Below are 16,245 nucleotides of genomic sequence, written 5' to 3' on the forward strand. Positions count from 1 at the left end.
GAGCCTTTCCCAACGATACCCCCAATACGAAATACATTATTATAAATATGGGAAAGTGAACTTTCCCATACCTTTTTGGTCACAGGTAACACTCTCCATTTCCAATATTCTTATCCTATCTTTACTTTTACTTCTTTCAATGGGCGGTACAGGACTTGAACCTGTGACCTCCACGATGTCAACGTGGCACTCTAACCAACTGAGCTAACCGCCCTTTCCCTTATTTTATATTTTTTTATCCTTTTTGTAAATAAACCGTATGAGTTGAGGACATCAGTAACACTTTTTTATCTAAATTTTGTTGTTTTTTCATCTCAAATCTTGTTGCTGTCTCTGTTTTATCATTTACATTTTTGTATATTTTAAAAGTATGATAAAGAATGGGAAGAGAACATTTATCTTTTAAGTATTAAGTATTCTATTTTTTAAACAACAAATAGGTGGTGAAAATTTCCAGATTTTACTTTCGGAATATATGAACTCTTAACCAGAGGTCAGCACCTATTTCAACTTTTTTCAATTTATCTCTATAAGGTATTTCATTTTTATCATCAGTATTTACAGCAGAAAATCCCCACCACCCACTTTCAGGAAAAGAATATGAAAAAACACCATTTCCATCACACTTTATAATCTGTGTTTCAAATAAAGGATTTGGTATCTTTGCTCTACCATTTTCATTGTAATACTCAACTTTCACATCAGTGAAAGGTGCTACCTTTCCATCAACTTTTACAATACCGCTAAAAGTATTTCCTTTATAAATAGTATATGGACAGGTTAAAGGTACTATCTCTGTTTTAAGTCCAATTTCCTTGTACCATGTATCCTGCAACTCAAATCCATTAACAATAACTTTTGTATAATGAATAGTATATTTATCATCTGCTGATTCCCAATACGGCTTTGAAATAAAATAAAAAATATAATCACCTGGTTTTTCTAAGGTATATTTTAAAAAATACCCCGTATGCCCATCTTTTTCATTATATCCAGTTACCTTAGTTTCTTTTAATTTGTTTATAAGAGATACTTTATCTCCATTTACAATAACTCCAAATTCTTCTGGTCTTTCCATTGTTATTGTTTGCCCATCAAAAGGATGAGCAAACATAATTTTAACCCCAATTGTACTTTCGTTTTTATTTCCAACATAATCTACATCAGGAATAATCATACCAAAATGCGCAAAACAAATTCCACAAAACAAAAAAACATAAAGAAAAATAAATTTCCTCATTAGAAATCTCCTTATTGTTAATTATAAATTTTACCCATTAAATTATAAAATAAATTTTATTTTTTTCAAAAATTTTGACAGGAACTTTAAAAAATTATAATCTTATAAAAATAATTTTGGCAGTATTCAACAAAAAGGAGAAGAAAATGGGAGAAAAAATAGGAGTTATTCATTACAATACAGGAGATAAAAATTTAGAAGAATTTTTGTCATGGAGCAATAGAAATGATATTGGTTATGTTGAATTACAGAGAAAAGATGTCTGGAATGAAGAAATTAAGACAGATATGGTTGGGAAATTATTGAATAAATATAAAATAAAAATAAGTCAGATAAGTTGTGGAAATGATTTTCTTCAGAAAACAGATGATGAATTTCAAAAGCAGGTAAAAATTGTTGAAACGATGTGTGATATTGTAAAAGAATTGGGATTTAACCATTTAAGAATTGATGGTGGCTGGCCAAAAGAAGGAGTTGAAGAGAAAAATTATAAAAATTTAGTTATGAAAGGAGTTGCAAAAGTTGTTGAAATTGCAGAAAAAAAAGGTTTATATCTTGCTCTTGATAATCATGGAACTGTTACAAATAATTATCTTTTACAATTAGAAATTTTTGAGAATATAAAATCAAAATTTTTAGGAGCAAATCTTGACACAATGAATTATAGATGGTTTGGATATCCTGTTGAAAAATTAACTGAAATATATAAAGCAATTGCTCCTTACGCAATTCATACCCATCTAAAAGATGGAACTGGCTCAAAAGAAAATTATGTAGGAAAGGTTCTTGGAGAAGGAGAAATTCCTGTTATAGAAGCAATAAATATATTAAAAGAAAATGGATATAATGGTGTTTGGTGTATTGAATATGAAGGGAAAGACCAGAATATTGGTTATGAGAAATGTTTTGAGTTTTTAAGAAATTTATTTAAGTAAGATTTGAATAAAAGTTCTATTTATTTTTCGTATTATTATTTCATATAACCTCATCAAGAAACTTCCATGTTTTAAGTTCTTCTATGTTTTCAAAAAAAGCAAATGATGTAAGAGAAACAAGAGTGGAACCAATCACTTTACCACAATTTATATCTGAACAACCAATTGTTTCTAATTCAAAAAAACGCATATCTTCAGAAGAATTAAAAATACTATATGTATCTTCCGCTGAAAAAACCCCCCCTGGTTGTTCATTATCTGCAATGTTAAAATATAATCCATTTTTTGTAGAGGATAGATTTTGTCTTATACATACAATTTTTTGCTCAAAATCAATAAATCCAATTGCTTTTGGGTTAGACTTTCTTTTTATTCCAATCTGTCCTCTTTTCATACCATCAGTTTGATATGTAAATCCCTTTTTATAATAAACAATTTTTTCAATTGGGGGTTCATAAAAATCAAAATTTATGGCATTTTCTGGACTATTAACCAAACAAAATGAAATTGTATTTTCATTAGCATCAAATTGCTCCAGTGTCCATGCAGCAATCAATCCGTTTTCTACTCTAACATCATTAAGTACTTCAAAAGAATCCTCGGATATGTAAGTAATAGAGTTGGAAATATTCCATTCTTTGAAAAAAGGGGGTATATCACAAATAGAAATTTTTCTTTTCATTATTACATTAAAAATTGTGTTTGAACGATTAACAAGAACTATCTCTTTTTCAATTACAGCAGAATTTTTGTTATATAATAGGATATTATATGGTTGGCTATTTATACATTCCTGTACATACCATTCATTTCCTCTGTAATTAAATCCAAATTTGCCACCCTCAGGTGCAGGCCAGAGATTGCCACCTCCAAAATTATTAAATGGTCTATTAGGATTTTTAATATTCTCTAAGTCAATCCTGTGCAGAGACAATCCGTCCATAAAAGCAAATACCCGCCCTCCAATATTCGGCGCAATGCATAATATTGAATTGCCATCTTTGAATTCCAGAAGTGATTTACCTTTAATTTCTAAAAAATCTTCATATTTTATTCTTTTGGATAACATTATATCTTCCTATTTTGTTAAAATACTTTAAAGTGTTCCCATATATCACAATTTTAATTATATCTTGAGTCTTCTTTTCTAAATTAAAAGAGATTAGAACAATGATTTGTGAAAATATCTATTGGATAAGTCAAAAGAGAAAACCTTTTTCAAAATTTTCTTCAAGTTTCTTTTTATCTTCTTCTTTTTCCTTGTTTTCTGCAATATCTTTTTTTGTTTCTGTATTTTCTTTTTTCTCTATTTTAGGTAGTTTTTTGTTCTTTTCAATTCTTGGAACTTCATCAAAAAAGTAGTACTCTTTTATTTGATTCACCCATTTACAATATTCACAATTTTTTCCACCTGGCGGGATTTTAGGACTTTCAAGACATTCTATTGCTTCATTGATATATTTTATTACTTCATCTGGGTCTGTTTCAACTTTTTCTACCTTAAAGCCAAAAGAAATACCATTATGTATTTTACTTTCTTCTGGATAATAATAAACAAGGTAAGCAAAATTGCTAACCTTCTTATTATTCTGCCTTAAAAGTAAAGTATAAACACTCATTTGCAGTTGATATGCCTCATGAACTTTATCAGGTGCACTTGCCCTTGTTTTATGGTCAAGAGGAACAAAAGTTCCATCATTAAGAGCAATTGCTTCATCTAACTTACCAAAAATACAATATTTGTTATTTATATCATAATAATATGTCTTTTCAAGTATTGTAATTAATTTTCCTTCTATTTTATCTTCAAGAAAAGGGGGAAGTTGTCCAATGTTTCTATAAAATTCAAAATATTTTTTTATAATACTATCAAGCCCAATTGTTATTGAAGGCATTGGCCCTCTTGGTCTTTGAATTCCATAATGAATATGCAAATAGAAACACTTCGGACATTCTCTATAAATGTTTAATGTGCTTGGTGATAAATAAATTTTGTTTCCCATTTTTAATATTATAAACTAAAATTTAAAGTTTTAAAAGAAATCTTACCCTAAATTAAAAATTTGTGGTAAAATTAACAAAAATAATAAAGTAAAAAGGACTATTACAGGAGAAAAAAATATGTTAACTTCAATTATGGTTGTTGCAGGACTTGGCATAGTTTTTGCTTCATTTTTAACTTATTTTTATGTGAAATTTCAATCAGAAGAAAATCCCTTAGTTTCAAAAATTCAGCAATTACTGCCTGGAGCAAATTGTGGTGCTTGTGGTTTTGCTGGTTGTAATGGGCTTGCAGAAAAACTTATAGAAGGGAAAACAACCCCTGATAAATGTGTTCTTATAAGTTCTGAAAATTTAGAAAAAATTTGTTCATTACTTGGAATTGATAATATGGAGAAAAAAGAAAAAAAAGTTGCAAAATTATTTTGTTTTGGAGGAATAAATGCAAAAAAGAAATTTGAATACAGCACAATAAAAAGCTGTTCTGCTGTTAAATCACTTTTCACAACAAATTATGAATGTCAGTATGGATGTCTTGGCTATGGAGATTGTGTTGAAGTATGTCCTGTACAAGCAATAAATATTGGAGAAAATAATCTACCTGAAATAGACAATGATTTATGTACTGGATGTGGCAAGTGTGTGGAGGCATGTCCAAAAAATATTATTCGTGTTATCCCTTATGGAAAAAATGTTTATATTTCCTGTTCTTCTTATGATAAAGGACCAAAAGTTATAAGAGCTTGTAAAAGCGGTTGTATTGGATGTGGCAAATGTGTTAATATATGTCCAAAAGAAGCAATAAAAATTGAAAATAATCTTGCAATTATTGATTATGAAAAATGTGATAATTGTGAAAAATGTGTTAGCGAATGTCCAAGAAAAATAATTTTTGTCTCAAATAAAAAAGTTGAGATTGCTGTCTAAATGAGAAACATCAAACTGGTTTTTTCTTTTGATGGAAGTAAATTTTCTGGCTGGCAGAAACAGAAAAATAAAAGAAGTGTCCAGGAAACATTAGAAAATACATTAGAAAAAATAACAAATGAGAAAATAAAAGTAATTGGATGTGGAAGAACTGATAGCAAAGTCCATTCTATAAATTATGTTGCAAATTTTAAAACAAATTCAAAAATACCATCGGAAAATCTTAAAAAAGCAATTAATTCTTTTCTTTCACCAGAAGTTTATATAAAGAAAGTAAAAGATATACCTTTAAGTTTTCATTCAAGATATGATGCTTTAAGGAAATCATATATATATCTAATTTCCCTTTCAAAGTGCCCATTTTTAAATAATTATGCACTTTTTTTTGAGAGAGAAATTGATATAGAAAAAATAATTGAAGGGAAAGAATATATAATTGGTAAACATGATTTTTCTGCTTTTAAAGGTGAAGGTAGTAATAATAAAAATCCTGTAAGAGAAATTTTTAAAATTGATATTAAAAAGAAAAGGTTTTTTCTTGATAGAGATGTTAAACTGATTGAAATTGAAATAGAAGGGGATGGTTTTTTATATAAAATGGTAAGAAATATAGTTGGAACTTTAATATATACAGGAATTGGTAAAATCCAACCGTCTGATATAAAAAAAATAATTGAAGGTAAGAACAGAAAGTTTGCAGGTCCAACTGCTTGTGCATCTGGACTTTATTTGAAAAAGGTTGTCTATCCCAAAATAATAAATTCACCCTTGTCCTCGTTAAAGGGGAAAAATAAAAAAATAAATGAATATAAAAGATGAATTTAAAAATTTTTTATCTGAGCGAGTAAAAGAAAATACTTTATTAAGTCAATTCACAAGTTTCAAAACAGGTGGAATTGCAAGAATCATTGTATTTCCTGAAAATAAAGAAGAAATTAAAAAAATTTTTCATTTATCTGAAAAATATCAAAAAGACATACTGATTTTGGGAAAAGGAACAAATATTTTAATAAGCGATTATGGATTTGATGGGGTTATAATTTCAACTTTACTTTTAAAAAAAATCACAAAAAAGGAAAATTTTATTATATCTGAAAGTGGTGTTTTAATCTCTTCGCTTCTGAATTTTTGTCTGAAAAATAATTCAGGAGGTATTGAATTTCTATCAGGCATTCCAGGAACAATAGGAGGTGCCCTTATAACAAATGCTGGACTGAAAAAAGAGTGGATTGGAGAAAAGGTTGAATGGGTTGAGATCTACGATAAAAAAAAGAAGGACTTTGAAATATTGAAAAGGGAAGAAATAAAATTTTCATATAGAGATAGTAATTTAAAAAATATGTTTATTATAAATGCTTGTTTAAGAACTGAAAAAAAGAGAAAAGAAGAAATTAAAAATAAAATACAAAATTATATGAAGGAAAGAATAGAAAAACAACCATTAAGAGAAAATTCAGCAGGTAGTGTATTTAAAAATCCAGAGAATTTTTATGCAGGTGAACTTATTGAAAAATGTGGTCTTAAAGGATATTGTATTGGAGATGCCTGTATTTCTGAAAGACATGCAAATTTTATAATAAATAAAGGAAAAGCAAAATCATCTGATATTTATAACCTGATAAAAATTATTCAGAACAAAGTAAAAGAAAAATTTAGAGTAGAACTTGAACTAGAAATAAAGATAATAGGGAAATTTTGATATGGAACTTTTTAAAAAATGTGAAAAATTTGTATCAGAAAAAGGGATTATAGAAAATAGAGATAAAATTCTTGTTTCTGTTTCTGGAGGTCCTGATTCAATCTTTTTACTTTATTTTCTTTTATATTTGAGAAATAAATATAACTTTTCTTTGTTTGTCTCTTATATTCACCACCATTTGAGAAAACAGGCAGATAAAGAATTTATGTATGTAAAGGAAATATCAAAAAAATATGGAATCCCGTTTTATTATAGAAATATTAAGATTGAAGGAAAAACAGGAATTGAAGAAAAAAGCAGAGAAAAAAGGTATAAGGCACTTTATCAAATTGCAAAAAAAACAGGAGTTAATAAAATAGCAACAGGACATACTCTTGATGATAATATTGAAAGTGTTCTTTTAAATTTTTTTAGAGGAACAGGACTTGCAGGTATGTCTGGAATTTTACCAGAAAGAAAAATTTATAAGAACTCAAATATTTTTCTTATAAGACCAATCCTTACTGTTAGAAAAAGTGAAATAAAAAAATTTTTAAATAACAAGGGAATTAAGTATTATTTAGATAAATCAAACTTAAACTTAAAATATAGAAGAAATTTAATAAGGTATAAAATAATCCCATATCTTAAAAAATTTTTCCCATCATTTACAGATATTATTGCAAAAACATCTTCTATTTTGCAGGATGATTTTCTTTATATAGAAAAAGAAGCAATAAAAACATTGGAGTTAATTTTGAAAAATGGGCAATTTAATGTTTCAGAGTTTAAAAAAATTGATATTTCAATCAGAAGATTTATAGTTCAACTTTTATTTGAAAAAATAGCAGGAGTATCTTATAGGTCATATAACAAAATTGAAAATTTGAGAAATTTCATTGAAGGAATAAAAGAAAGTTATGTCCCAATTTCAATAATTGAAGAAAGAATTAAAGGGGAAAAAAAAGAAAGGAAAATTTATAAAGTGATTGAAATACCTGGAAAATATAATGTTGATGGGATTTTTATTGAAAGTGAATATATTAAAAAAAGCCCCTTTATATTTAAAAACATGGATAAATATACTGGTTATTTTGATGGAGAAAAAGTTGGAAAGAAAATAATTGTAAGAAGTAGAAAAAAAAGGGATATGTTTCAACCATTAGGGATGCAAAAAGAAAAAAAACTTTCAAGATTTTTAATTGATAGGAAAATTCCAATTTACAAAAGGGATAAAATTTTAATTTTTCAATCAAAAAATGAAATAATGTGGGTCTGTGGAGTTGAAATATCTGAAAAGTTCAAAATTACAGAAGAAACAAAAAAAATATTGAAAATAAAAGTAAATGTATAAAATTTTGCTGTAACTTTGTAAACTTACGAATGTATTTTTTCTCTTTACTCCCACTCTATTGTGGCAGGTGGTTTAGAAGTTATATCATAAACAACTCTATTAACTCCTCTTACTTCATTAACAATTCTTGTTGAAATTCTATCAAGAACTTTGTAAGAAATTTTTGCCCAATCAGCAGTCATTCCATCAGTGCTTTTTACAACTCTTATTGCAATTACATTTTCATAAGTTCTTTTATCTCCCATAACTCCAACTGTTTTTATTGGTAGTAAAACGGCAAATGCCTGCCACATAGAGTTATAAAGAGATGCTTTTTTAATTTCATCTTCTACAATTGTATCTGCCTCTCCTAAAATTTCAAGAAGATGTTTATTTACACTACCTATTATTCTAACGGCAAGACCAGGTCCTGGGAAAGGATGTCTATTTATTATAAAATCAGGGATATTTATCTCTTTTGCAATTTTTCTTACTTCATCTTTGAATAAAAATCTAAATGGTTCAACGAGAGAAAATTTTAGTTTTTCTGGTAGTCCTCCTACATTATGATGTGTTTTTATCCTTGCAGTTGGCCCACCAAATGCGGGAATACTTTCAATTACATCTGGATATAAAGTTCCCTGTGCTAAAAATTTTGCACCAAATTCTTTTGCTTCTTTTTCAAAAATTTTTATAAAGGTATTTCCAATTATTTTTCGTTTTTTTTCTGGGTCGGCAACATTTTTTAGTTGTTTTAAAAAAATTTCACCTGCATCAATATATTTCAAATTAACCTTTTTCTGAAACCACTTAACTATTTTTTCTTTTTCTCCCTTTCTTAATAGCCCATTATCAACAAATATGCTTAATGATTTTTCTTTACAAACATCTTGAAGTATTAAAGAAAGCGTTGAAGAATCAACTCCTCCACTTAATCCACATATAATTTTTTCATCTCCTACTTTTTCTTTTATTTCTTTTTTTATTTTTTCAAGAATTATTCCATAATTCCATGTAGGTTCTAATTTACATATTTTGAAAAGAAAATTACTTATTATTTTTTTACCTTCTTCTGTATGAGTAACTTCTGGATGAAATTGTAGCCCATATATTTTTTTATTTTTATCTCTTATTGCCGTTATGGGAGATATTTCTGTTCTACCAATTATTTTAAAATTATTTCCAGTTTTTTTTACAATATCCCAATGACTCATCCAGACAATTGTTTTTTCTTTTAAATTATTAAAAATTTCTTCTTTTCTATCAGGATAAAAAATTGTTTTCCCATATTCTCTTTTTTTACCTTCTTCAACTTTTCCACTGAAAAATTCAGATATGAGTTGCATCCCATAACATATCCCGAGAACATAAAAACTACCATCAAATATTCTTTCATCAAATTTATAAATACCTTTTTGTATATGTCCTGGTCCACCTGATAGTATAATTGCTTTTATATCTTTTTCTTTTAATGTTTCTATTTTTATATTAGGAAGGAATATCTCACTATAAACATTCATTTCTCTAACTCTTCTTGCAATAAGCTGGGTGTATTGAGAACCAAAATCAATAACGCCTACCATCCCTTTCTTCCTCTGCGTTTTTGTGCCTCTATCATAATAACCTTATTAAAAAAAATCAAAATTTTTACTTATAATGTTGGGAAATATGTTTTTATTTCAAAATCAGTTATCTGTTGTCTATACATATCCCACTCAATTTTTTTAGCAGTAATTAAGTTATTATAAATATGGTCTCCAAGTACTTCTTTTAAAAATTTACTTTCTTCTGCTACTTCAATTGCTTCTATTAAACTACCTGGAAGACATTTTATATTTAATTGCTCCATTTCTTCATCTGTCAAATGATAAACATCCCTTTCAAGCGGTTCGGGTAATTGATAATTATTTTCAATCCCTCTCATTCCAGCAGCAGACATACAAGCAAAAGATAAATATGGATTGCATGCAGGGTCAGGAGAACGAAATTCAACCCTTGTTGATTTCTCTTTTCCTGGTTTGTACATTGGAATTCTAACAAGTGAACTTCTGTTTCTTCTTGCCCAACAAATATAAACAGGTGCTTCATACCCAGGGACAAGTCGTTTATAAGAATTTACCCATTGATTACATACAAAAGTTATCTCTCTTGAATGATTTAATATTCCTGCAATATATTTTTTACCTATATCAGAAAGATTATATTTATCATTTTTATCAAAAAAAACATTTTTATCTCCTTTAAATAATGACTGATGAACATGCATTCCACTTCCATTAACACCATATATTGGTTTTGGCATAAATGTTGCATAAAGACCATTCGCTTGTGCTACATCTTTTACCACCATCCTGTAGACCATAACAATATCTGCCATCTCTAATCCCTCTTTATATCTTAAATCAATTTCATGCTGACTTGGAGCACCTTCATGATGTGAATATTCAACATCTATTCCCATTTTTTCAAGTGTTAAAATAACCTCTCTTCTTACATTATTTCCTGCATCAAGTGTTGTTATATCAAAATATCCACCTTCATCAAGTATCTGAGGGTTGTTATCATCTTTAAAAATAAAAAATTCAAGTTCAGGACCAACATTATATGAAAACCCCTTTTCTTTTAATTTTTTAAGTTGTTTCTTTAAAATATATCTTGAATCACCTTCATAAGGGGACCTATCTGGATTTAAAATATCACATATCATTGCTGATTCTCCCCTTTCTTGTGGTCTGTAAGGAAGAATTGTAAAAGTAGACGGAACTGGTAAAGCAATCATATCTGATTCATCAATTCTGGCAAATCCCTTTATTGAAGAACCATCAAATCCCATCCCATCTTCAAGAGCAACTTTTAACTCTTCATTTGTTATTGAAAATCCCTTCATCTGTCCAGTTATATCAGCAAAAAATAGTCGTATAAACTTAATATCATTTTTTTCTACTATTTTTAAAACATCATCTTTATTTAAATTGTTATTCATAGTTCCTCCAAATTATTTGAAAATATTTTCCCATAATTTTGTAGTGTATCCTCCAACAAGCCGCACTGCAATTTCATCTGGCAATTCATTAACTCTTCTATTAAATGGCTCCGGCGTAACAGGTCCATCATAGCCAGTTTCTTTAATTGTTTTTAAAAAACTAGTAAGGTCAATAATTCCTGTTTCCCCTGGAATATTTCTCTCAGTATCTACCAATTTTTCAATATCTGAAAAAGGGGCATCATTTATGTGAACATAAATAATTTTATTTTTATCTAATTTTTTAATATCTTCTAAACTTCCACCAGAAGTGAACCAGTGCCACGAATCAAGTAAAATCCCTGCATTTTCAAAGTCAGAAACCAAATCAAGCATCTGCTCAATAGTATGAACAAATGGGTATTTATGGTCTTTTCTAAAAGATGGTGTCCCTATAAATTCAAAGCCAATTTTACACCCACCAATTACTTCTGTTATTTTTTTTATTATTTTTCTATGCCACTTAAAATTCTCATTATATTCCATCTCATCTGAATATGGTTTTATCCATGTGTAAATTCTTTCTGCCTCAATTTCAGATGCAATCTTAACAAATTTTTTTAATTTTTCTATTCCCTTTTTAAAATTTTCTTCTGAGTAAATATCAATAGGCAACCCCCATCCACCAACTTTAAGATTAAATGAAGAATACATACCTTTGACATAGTCAACTGAATATTTTTCAACAAGTTCAATTGTTTCATCAACTGGTAAATCCATACCTTCAAATTCACCAATAGTTGCAAGTCGTAGGCATTCTCTTAAACTTTTATTTATTCCAAGTGCACCAGGTGCCAGATTTTTAAACATTCCCACCTCCATTTTTGTTTCTTATTATATCATACTTTAAAATTTTTTATATGTATCTTCCATATTCTTTTGTACTTTCGTACATCGCCACTATATTTTCAACAGGAGTAAGAGGTGCAAGATTGTTCCCTTCTCTCATTATAAACCTTTTCCCTTTCATTATTCCGCTTTCACATATTTTTTTACTTCATCTTTAACTTCATTTTCTTTACCATTTTTAAGTAAAACAATATTTGGTCCACCTATAATTTCAATTTCTTCACCTAATTCTTCCCTTAATTTTCTAAAATTTACAGGAAAACCAGTATCAAATGAAATAACATCCAAGTTTTCCTTTAGAAACTTAAATAAATGTCCTGCATTACCACATAAGTGGATATGAACTTTCCCTTCTTTTTCTTTAAATTCTTCCACTAATTTTTTATGAAAAGAAAACAAAATTTTTATATTTTTCAACTGATAAATTCGCAATTAGATCATCTGCAAAAGAAAAAATTTTTGATTTAAAATTTATTTCTGCCTTTTCTTCTTTTTCTGCTCTCCATTTTCTTATTTCTGTCATTCTTTTTATTATATTTTCAGTAACAAAACTCATAAGGTCAAAAAAATATTTCAGTAAGACCTCTCAATTTTCCAGCAACTGTAAATGGTCCATCTGTTCCTTCTCATGGAATTGTTAAAGGACCTTTTACTTTTTTCCCTTCAAATTCAATATCTTTATATCTTCTATTCATATATTCAAAAAATTCCATTGCTTTTCCAAGTAAATTTCCTTTTAAAGGGTACGGTGGCTCAATTTCATATAATCTATGTTTGTTTTCTTTGAAAATTGGGTTGACATCTGGAGGAATAAAATTTCCTAAATATATAATTTCACATCCAAACCAACCACTTTCATAATTGTTTTGAAAATCAACATTAATTTGCCAGCCATCAGAAGGAATTCTCATTTCTGCATCGCATAAAATATTTTCTTTCCACCACTTTTGAAAAAGTAATTGACATTTTATATGAATTTCAGGGTCATTATAAAACTGATAAAAAGTATAACCTTCTTTATTTAATTCAGGATTCTCAAAAAAATTTCTTATACTTCCACCAACAATTACAGGGACTCTTCCATGTCTCTTCTCTTTGTAATCATCCCATAGTTTTTTTTACTTCTTCATTATGTTTTTCATAATCAATTTTCTCTTTTAAGAAAAAACTCATTATCCCCCCATTTAGAATTTTTATTTATTAGATTTTTTTATAATATGGTTGGCAAGACATATATACATAAAGGGGTAATAGTATAAAGTTTAAATGTAAAATTAAAAGAAGTACATGAATAAAAAAATTTCAAATTTTTGCCTCTGTGTTTGACCTAATCCACTTTACTGATATCTATCATCCTCATTTCTAAAACAGTATTTCTCTTCTTAATTTACCTTTATAAATTACCAAACCCTCTTCTATTGGTTTATTTACAAACCAGTTTTCTTCTCCCTTTAATATCTCTTTTAAATATGGAAAAGTTGCATAATTTAAAGCAATTGTTGATGTTTTTGGAACAACACCAGGAATATTTGGAACACAATAATGGATAATATCCTTATAAATAAAAATTGGGTTTTTGTGAGTTGTGGACTTACTTGTCTCACATAATCCACCTTCATCTATTGCAACATCAACAATAACACTCCCTTTTTCTATTACATCTAAATCTTCTTCCTTTATAATAACTGGTGTTCTTTTTCCAGGTATAAGAGCAGCACCTACAATTACATCTGCTTTTTTTAAAGAACTTATTAAATTTTCTCTATCCGAATATAAGACATCTGCTTTTTTAAATCTTTCTTTAAGAATTTTAATTTTATTCTCAGCAATCTCAAGAAATGTAATTTTTGCCCCAATCCCCTCTGCTATAATACCAGCAGAATATCCAACAACGCCACCACCAATTATTAAAACATTACCACTTTCAACATTTTCTACTCCTGATAACAAAATCCCCTTTCCACAATATTCTTTTTCTAAATATTTCATTCCTTCCTGAATACTTAATTTCCCAGCAATTTCACTCATTGGTTTTAAAATTGGCAAATTTCCATTTTCTTCTACAAGTTCATAAGCAATACAGTTAACTTTTTTCTCAATTAATTTCTCTGTCATATTTCTATTTGATGAAAAATGGCAAAAAGTGAATAATGTCTGTCCCTCACTTAAAAGTTTTATTTCTTCTTCCTGGGGTTCTTTTACCTTTACAATTAAATCACATTTTTTATATATATCTTCAAGTCCTTTAACAATTTCTGCACCAACTTCTTTATAGTCATTATCTGAAAAACCCGCGCCTACGCCTGCATTTTCTTGAATAAACACCTTATGCCCATCCTTTATAATATCTTTAACAAAAGATGGAATTAAACCAACTCTATATTCTTCAACTTTTATTTCTTTTGGTACACCTATTATCATTTTTTCATCTCCTTTACTGTTTCAATTACTTTATCAGCCATATATTCAACTTGTTTTTTTGTTAGTGGATATAAAGGCAAATGCGTAAATCTGTGTAAGAATAAATCTTCAGCATTAGGACATGACTTTTTTATCTTTTCTGTATCATATCCCAATTGTTTCAGGTATGAGAACCTATATAATGGAGCAAAATGCTGTATTTGAGTAACTCCTTTTTCTGTAAGTTTTTGTTTAAATAATTGAATATCTCCTTTTAATTTTTCTGGTTCTATTTGTATAAGATATAAATGATGAGTTGGGGTTATATCATATGTATCTAATGGAGGAGTTATTATTCCATCAACATCTTTAAAACAACTATTCAAAAATTCAGCATTTTTTCTTCTTTCTTTAATTATCTTTTCAATCCTCTTAATCTGACTTAATAATGCAACTGCTTGAATTTCTGTTGTAGAATGATTTCCAGCAGGTATATAGTCACTTTCTCTTTTTAATGCGACTACATCATAAAGCCAGTGTTCAATTGGATTTGAACTATCAAAACCAACAAATCTTGCTTTCGGAAAGTCCTTACCAATTTCTGAATTTGTAACAACTATACCACCTTCGCCAAGAGAAGTAACATTTTTAACTTCATGAAAACTGAAAGAACCAAAGTCACCAATTGTTCCAATTGCTTTTCTTTTATACCAACCACCAAAAGCATGTGCTGCATCTTCTACAACTTTTAAATTATATGTTTTGGCAATTTTCATTATTCTAGCCATATCACATGGATAACCACCGATGTGAACTGGTATTATTGCTTTTGTCTTTTTTGTTATTTTTCTTTCAATATCATCCGGGTCAATATTTATGGTTCTTCTATCAATATCTACCAATACAACTTTCGCTCCTATTAAAAGAGGATAAGAAATTGTTGAACAAAAAGTTATTGCAGGTGCTATAACTTCATCACCTGGTTTTAGTCCAGAAAATTTAAGTCCTATTTCAAATCCAGCAGTTGCATTTGTTATAAAACAAGCATATTTTACATTTAAAAATTTGCAGACATATTCTTCTAATTCAAGAACTTTATTTCCAAGTGTAAGTTTAGTTGCATATCTCCCATATTTGAGAAGATTTTTAAGCTCCTTTTTCACATTTTTTAACTGTTTTTTATAATTTTTATTATCAACTGGCTGGATTAAAAATTTTAAAATTTCTTCAATATCATCAATATTTGTACTTTCTCCAACTGCTGCCCATGGAACAGCAACATTTCCTGTATCATACCTGAAATCACTTACTTTCTTCTTATTCATATCTCTCTCCTTTTCCTGTTTTTCTTACTGCCAAAATTGGTTAATTAAATTCACTCTACCTTTTCTCACAAAGACAAATGAAATGTGAAAAGTAAGATGTGAGAAGTAGAAATCCCGTAAGCGCAACTTATCACTTCTGCGCCTGCCCGTCTGAGCATTAGCGAAGGAGGGTAGGGATGGTCTGTAAGTAAGTCCTAAACCCTTCTATGGAAGAGAATCCACCCCCTCGGGCGTAGCCCAGAGAAATTGTGTGGACACTACGGGCGAGACCACATTCCTCTCTACAAAGATAGAGGGGTAAACCTTGAAAGGGGGAGATTTTAAAATCCATTCTAACCTTCCTTTGATAAAGGAAGACACTCTATATCAAATTAAAAAGTAAAAAGTTTTTTAACAAGTTAAAAACTAGGAGAAATTTCTCCTTGAAATTGTTCTTTGACAATTTTAAGATGCTTTTGTTCATCATAAGTTGACCTGTTTTTCTTACAGGAACATTTTTGTCTTTTTTTTATTATAGAATACCATTTATTTTTGT

At 28.6% G+C, this 16,245-nt stretch carries 16 protein-coding genes and 1 tRNA gene; 5 read left to right on the top strand and 12 right to left on the bottom strand.

The features are described from left to right. Nucleotides 1–140: 140 nt before the first annotated feature. A tRNA-Val gene (locus PLW95_05840) sits at nucleotides 141–214 on the bottom strand. Between the two features lie 246 nt (nucleotides 215–460). Next, the gene (locus tag PLW95_05845; protein HOV22185.1) at nucleotides 461–1,240 is read right to left on the bottom strand and encodes a DUF4198 domain-containing protein; all 780 of its coding nucleotides are present in this window, start codon (nucleotides 1,238–1,240) and stop codon (nucleotides 461–463) included. A gap of 146 nt (nucleotides 1,241–1,386) precedes the next feature. On the opposite strand from PLW95_05845, the gene PLW95_05850 reads away from it, so the two are divergent. Beyond that, nucleotides 1,387–2,175, top strand: a complete 789-nt coding sequence (locus tag PLW95_05850; GenBank protein ID HOV22186.1) for a sugar phosphate isomerase/epimerase — start codon at nucleotides 1,387–1,389, stop codon at nucleotides 2,173–2,175. A 40-nt stretch (nucleotides 2,176–2,215) separates the two neighbouring features. Here PLW95_05850 and PLW95_05855 read toward each other — a convergent pair whose 3' ends face one another. Both PLW95_05855 and PLW95_05860 read right to left on the bottom strand, forming a co-directional pair. Beyond that, the gene (locus tag PLW95_05855) at nucleotides 2,216–3,244 is read right to left on the bottom strand and encodes a hypothetical protein (protein ID HOV22187.1); all 1,029 of its coding nucleotides are present in this window, start codon (nucleotides 3,242–3,244) and stop codon (nucleotides 2,216–2,218) included. A 130-nt stretch (nucleotides 3,245–3,374) separates the two neighbouring features. Continuing rightward, nucleotides 3,375–4,178 (bottom strand): PD-(D/E)XK nuclease family protein, encoded by an 804-nt coding sequence (locus PLW95_05860; protein ID HOV22188.1) that lies wholly within the window; start codon nucleotides 4,176–4,178, stop codon nucleotides 3,375–3,377. A gap of 118 nt (nucleotides 4,179–4,296) precedes the next feature. Between PLW95_05860 and PLW95_05865 the strand changes: the two genes are divergently transcribed. Genes PLW95_05865 through tilS form a run of 4 tightly spaced genes read left to right on the top strand, consistent with a single transcriptional unit; the run spans nucleotide 4,297 to nucleotide 8,135 of the window. Continuing rightward, complete coding sequence (locus PLW95_05865) at nucleotides 4,297–5,103, top strand: RnfABCDGE type electron transport complex subunit B (GenBank protein ID HOV22189.1); 807 nt, start codon at nucleotides 4,297–4,299, stop codon at nucleotides 5,101–5,103. Next, nucleotides 5,104–5,922: a tRNA pseudouridine(38-40) synthase TruA gene (gene truA, locus PLW95_05870; GenBank protein HOV22190.1), complete on the top strand. Its 819-nt coding sequence runs from the start codon at nucleotides 5,104–5,106 to the stop codon at nucleotides 5,920–5,922. Next, nucleotides 5,906–6,802 carry a UDP-N-acetylmuramate dehydrogenase gene (gene murB, locus PLW95_05875; GenBank protein ID HOV22191.1) on the top strand — a complete coding sequence of 299 codons (897 nt, stop codon included), beginning with the start codon at nucleotides 5,906–5,908 and terminating at the stop codon, nucleotides 6,800–6,802. The genes truA and murB overlap by 17 nt, the downstream gene beginning before the upstream one ends. A 1-nt stretch (nucleotide 6,803) precedes the next feature. Continuing rightward, entirely contained in the window at nucleotides 6,804–8,135 is a 1,332-nt protein-coding gene (gene tilS, locus PLW95_05880; protein HOV22192.1) for a tRNA lysidine(34) synthetase TilS, read from the top strand. 44 nt (nucleotides 8,136–8,179) lie between these two features. On the opposite strand, the gene guaA is transcribed toward tilS, so the two are convergent. The 8 genes from guaA to PLW95_05920 form a co-directional block, all read right to left on the bottom strand. After that, complete coding sequence (gene guaA / locus PLW95_05885) at nucleotides 8,180–9,697, bottom strand: glutamine-hydrolyzing GMP synthase (GenBank protein HOV22193.1); 1,518 nt, start codon at nucleotides 9,695–9,697, stop codon at nucleotides 8,180–8,182. A gap of 68 nt (nucleotides 9,698–9,765) precedes the next feature. Next, a complete protein-coding gene (locus tag PLW95_05890; protein ID HOV22194.1) occupies nucleotides 9,766–11,097 on the bottom strand; it encodes a glutamine synthetase family protein in 1,332 nt (443 codons plus the stop codon). A 12-nt stretch (nucleotides 11,098–11,109) separates the two neighbouring features. Next, a complete protein-coding gene (locus PLW95_05895; protein HOV22195.1) occupies nucleotides 11,110–11,946 on the bottom strand; it encodes a sugar phosphate isomerase/epimerase in 837 nt (278 codons plus the stop codon). 159 nt (nucleotides 11,947–12,105) lie between these two features. Further along, nucleotides 12,106–12,360: a uroporphyrinogen decarboxylase family protein gene (locus PLW95_05900; GenBank protein ID HOV22196.1), complete on the bottom strand. Its 255-nt coding sequence runs from the start codon at nucleotides 12,358–12,360 to the stop codon at nucleotides 12,106–12,108. 7 nt (nucleotides 12,361–12,367) lie between these two features. Continuing rightward, the gene (locus tag PLW95_05905) at nucleotides 12,368–12,541 is read right to left on the bottom strand and encodes a hypothetical protein (GenBank protein ID HOV22197.1); all 174 of its coding nucleotides are present in this window, start codon (nucleotides 12,539–12,541) and stop codon (nucleotides 12,368–12,370) included. Nucleotides 12,542–12,611: 70 nt separating this feature from the next. Further along, a complete protein-coding gene (locus tag PLW95_05910) occupies nucleotides 12,612–12,896 on the bottom strand; it encodes a hypothetical protein (protein HOV22198.1) in 285 nt (94 codons plus the stop codon). A gap of 451 nt (nucleotides 12,897–13,347) precedes the next feature. Then, entirely contained in the window at nucleotides 13,348–14,406 is a 1,059-nt protein-coding gene (locus PLW95_05915; GenBank protein HOV22199.1) for an alanine dehydrogenase, read from the bottom strand. Then, entirely contained in the window at nucleotides 14,403–15,710 is a 1,308-nt protein-coding gene (locus PLW95_05920) for a DegT/DnrJ/EryC1/StrS family aminotransferase (GenBank protein ID HOV22200.1), read from the bottom strand. The genes PLW95_05915 and PLW95_05920 overlap by 4 nt, the downstream gene beginning before the upstream one ends. Between the last annotated feature and the right edge of the window lie 535 nt (nucleotides 15,711–16,245).

This window comes from bacterium (genome assembly GCA_035370465.1).
Lineage (GTDB): Bacteria > Ratteibacteria > UBA8468 > B48-G9 > JAFGKM01 > JAGGVW01.

Excerpts from the sequence above, each read along its gene's own strand:
- guaA (HOV22193.1), bottom strand. The coding sequence starts at position 9,697 with ATGGTAGGCGTTATTGATTTTGGTTCTCAATACACCCAGCTTATTGCA.
- PLW95_05865 (HOV22189.1), top strand. The coding sequence starts at position 4,297 with ATGTTAACTTCAATTATGGTTGTTGCAGGACTTGGCATAGTTTTTGCT.
- PLW95_05905 (HOV22197.1), bottom strand. The coding sequence starts at position 12,541 with ATGAGTTTTGTTACTGAAAATATAATAAAAAGAATGACAGAAATAAGA.
- PLW95_05895 (HOV22195.1), bottom strand. The coding sequence starts at position 11,946 with ATGTTTAAAAATCTGGCACCTGGTGCACTTGGAATAAATAAAAGTTTA.
- truA (HOV22190.1), top strand. The coding sequence starts at position 5,104 with ATGAGAAACATCAAACTGGTTTTTTCTTTTGATGGAAGTAAATTTTCT.
- PLW95_05855 (HOV22187.1), bottom strand. The coding sequence starts at position 3,244 with ATGTTATCCAAAAGAATAAAATATGAAGATTTTTTAGAAATTAAAGGT.
- PLW95_05850 (HOV22186.1), top strand. The coding sequence starts at position 1,387 with ATGGGAGAAAAAATAGGAGTTATTCATTACAATACAGGAGATAAAAAT.
- PLW95_05915 (HOV22199.1), bottom strand. The coding sequence starts at position 14,406 with ATGATAATAGGTGTACCAAAAGAAATAAAAGTTGAAGAATATAGAGTT.
- PLW95_05860 (HOV22188.1), bottom strand. The coding sequence starts at position 4,178 with ATGGGAAACAAAATTTATTTATCACCAAGCACATTAAACATTTATAGA.
- PLW95_05910 (HOV22198.1), bottom strand. The coding sequence starts at position 12,896 with ATGAGAATTCCTTCTGATGGCTGGCAAATTAATGTTGATTTTCAAAAC.
- tilS (HOV22192.1), top strand. The coding sequence starts at position 6,804 with ATGGAACTTTTTAAAAAATGTGAAAAATTTGTATCAGAAAAAGGGATT.
- PLW95_05890 (HOV22194.1), bottom strand. The coding sequence starts at position 11,097 with ATGAATAACAATTTAAATAAAGATGATGTTTTAAAAATAGTAGAAAAA.
- murB (HOV22191.1), top strand. The coding sequence starts at position 5,906 with ATGAATATAAAAGATGAATTTAAAAATTTTTTATCTGAGCGAGTAAAA.
- PLW95_05845 (HOV22185.1), bottom strand. The coding sequence starts at position 1,240 with ATGAGGAAATTTATTTTTCTTTATGTTTTTTTGTTTTGTGGAATTTGT.
- PLW95_05920 (HOV22200.1), bottom strand. The coding sequence starts at position 15,710 with ATGAATAAGAAGAAAGTAAGTGATTTCAGGTATGATACAGGAAATGTT.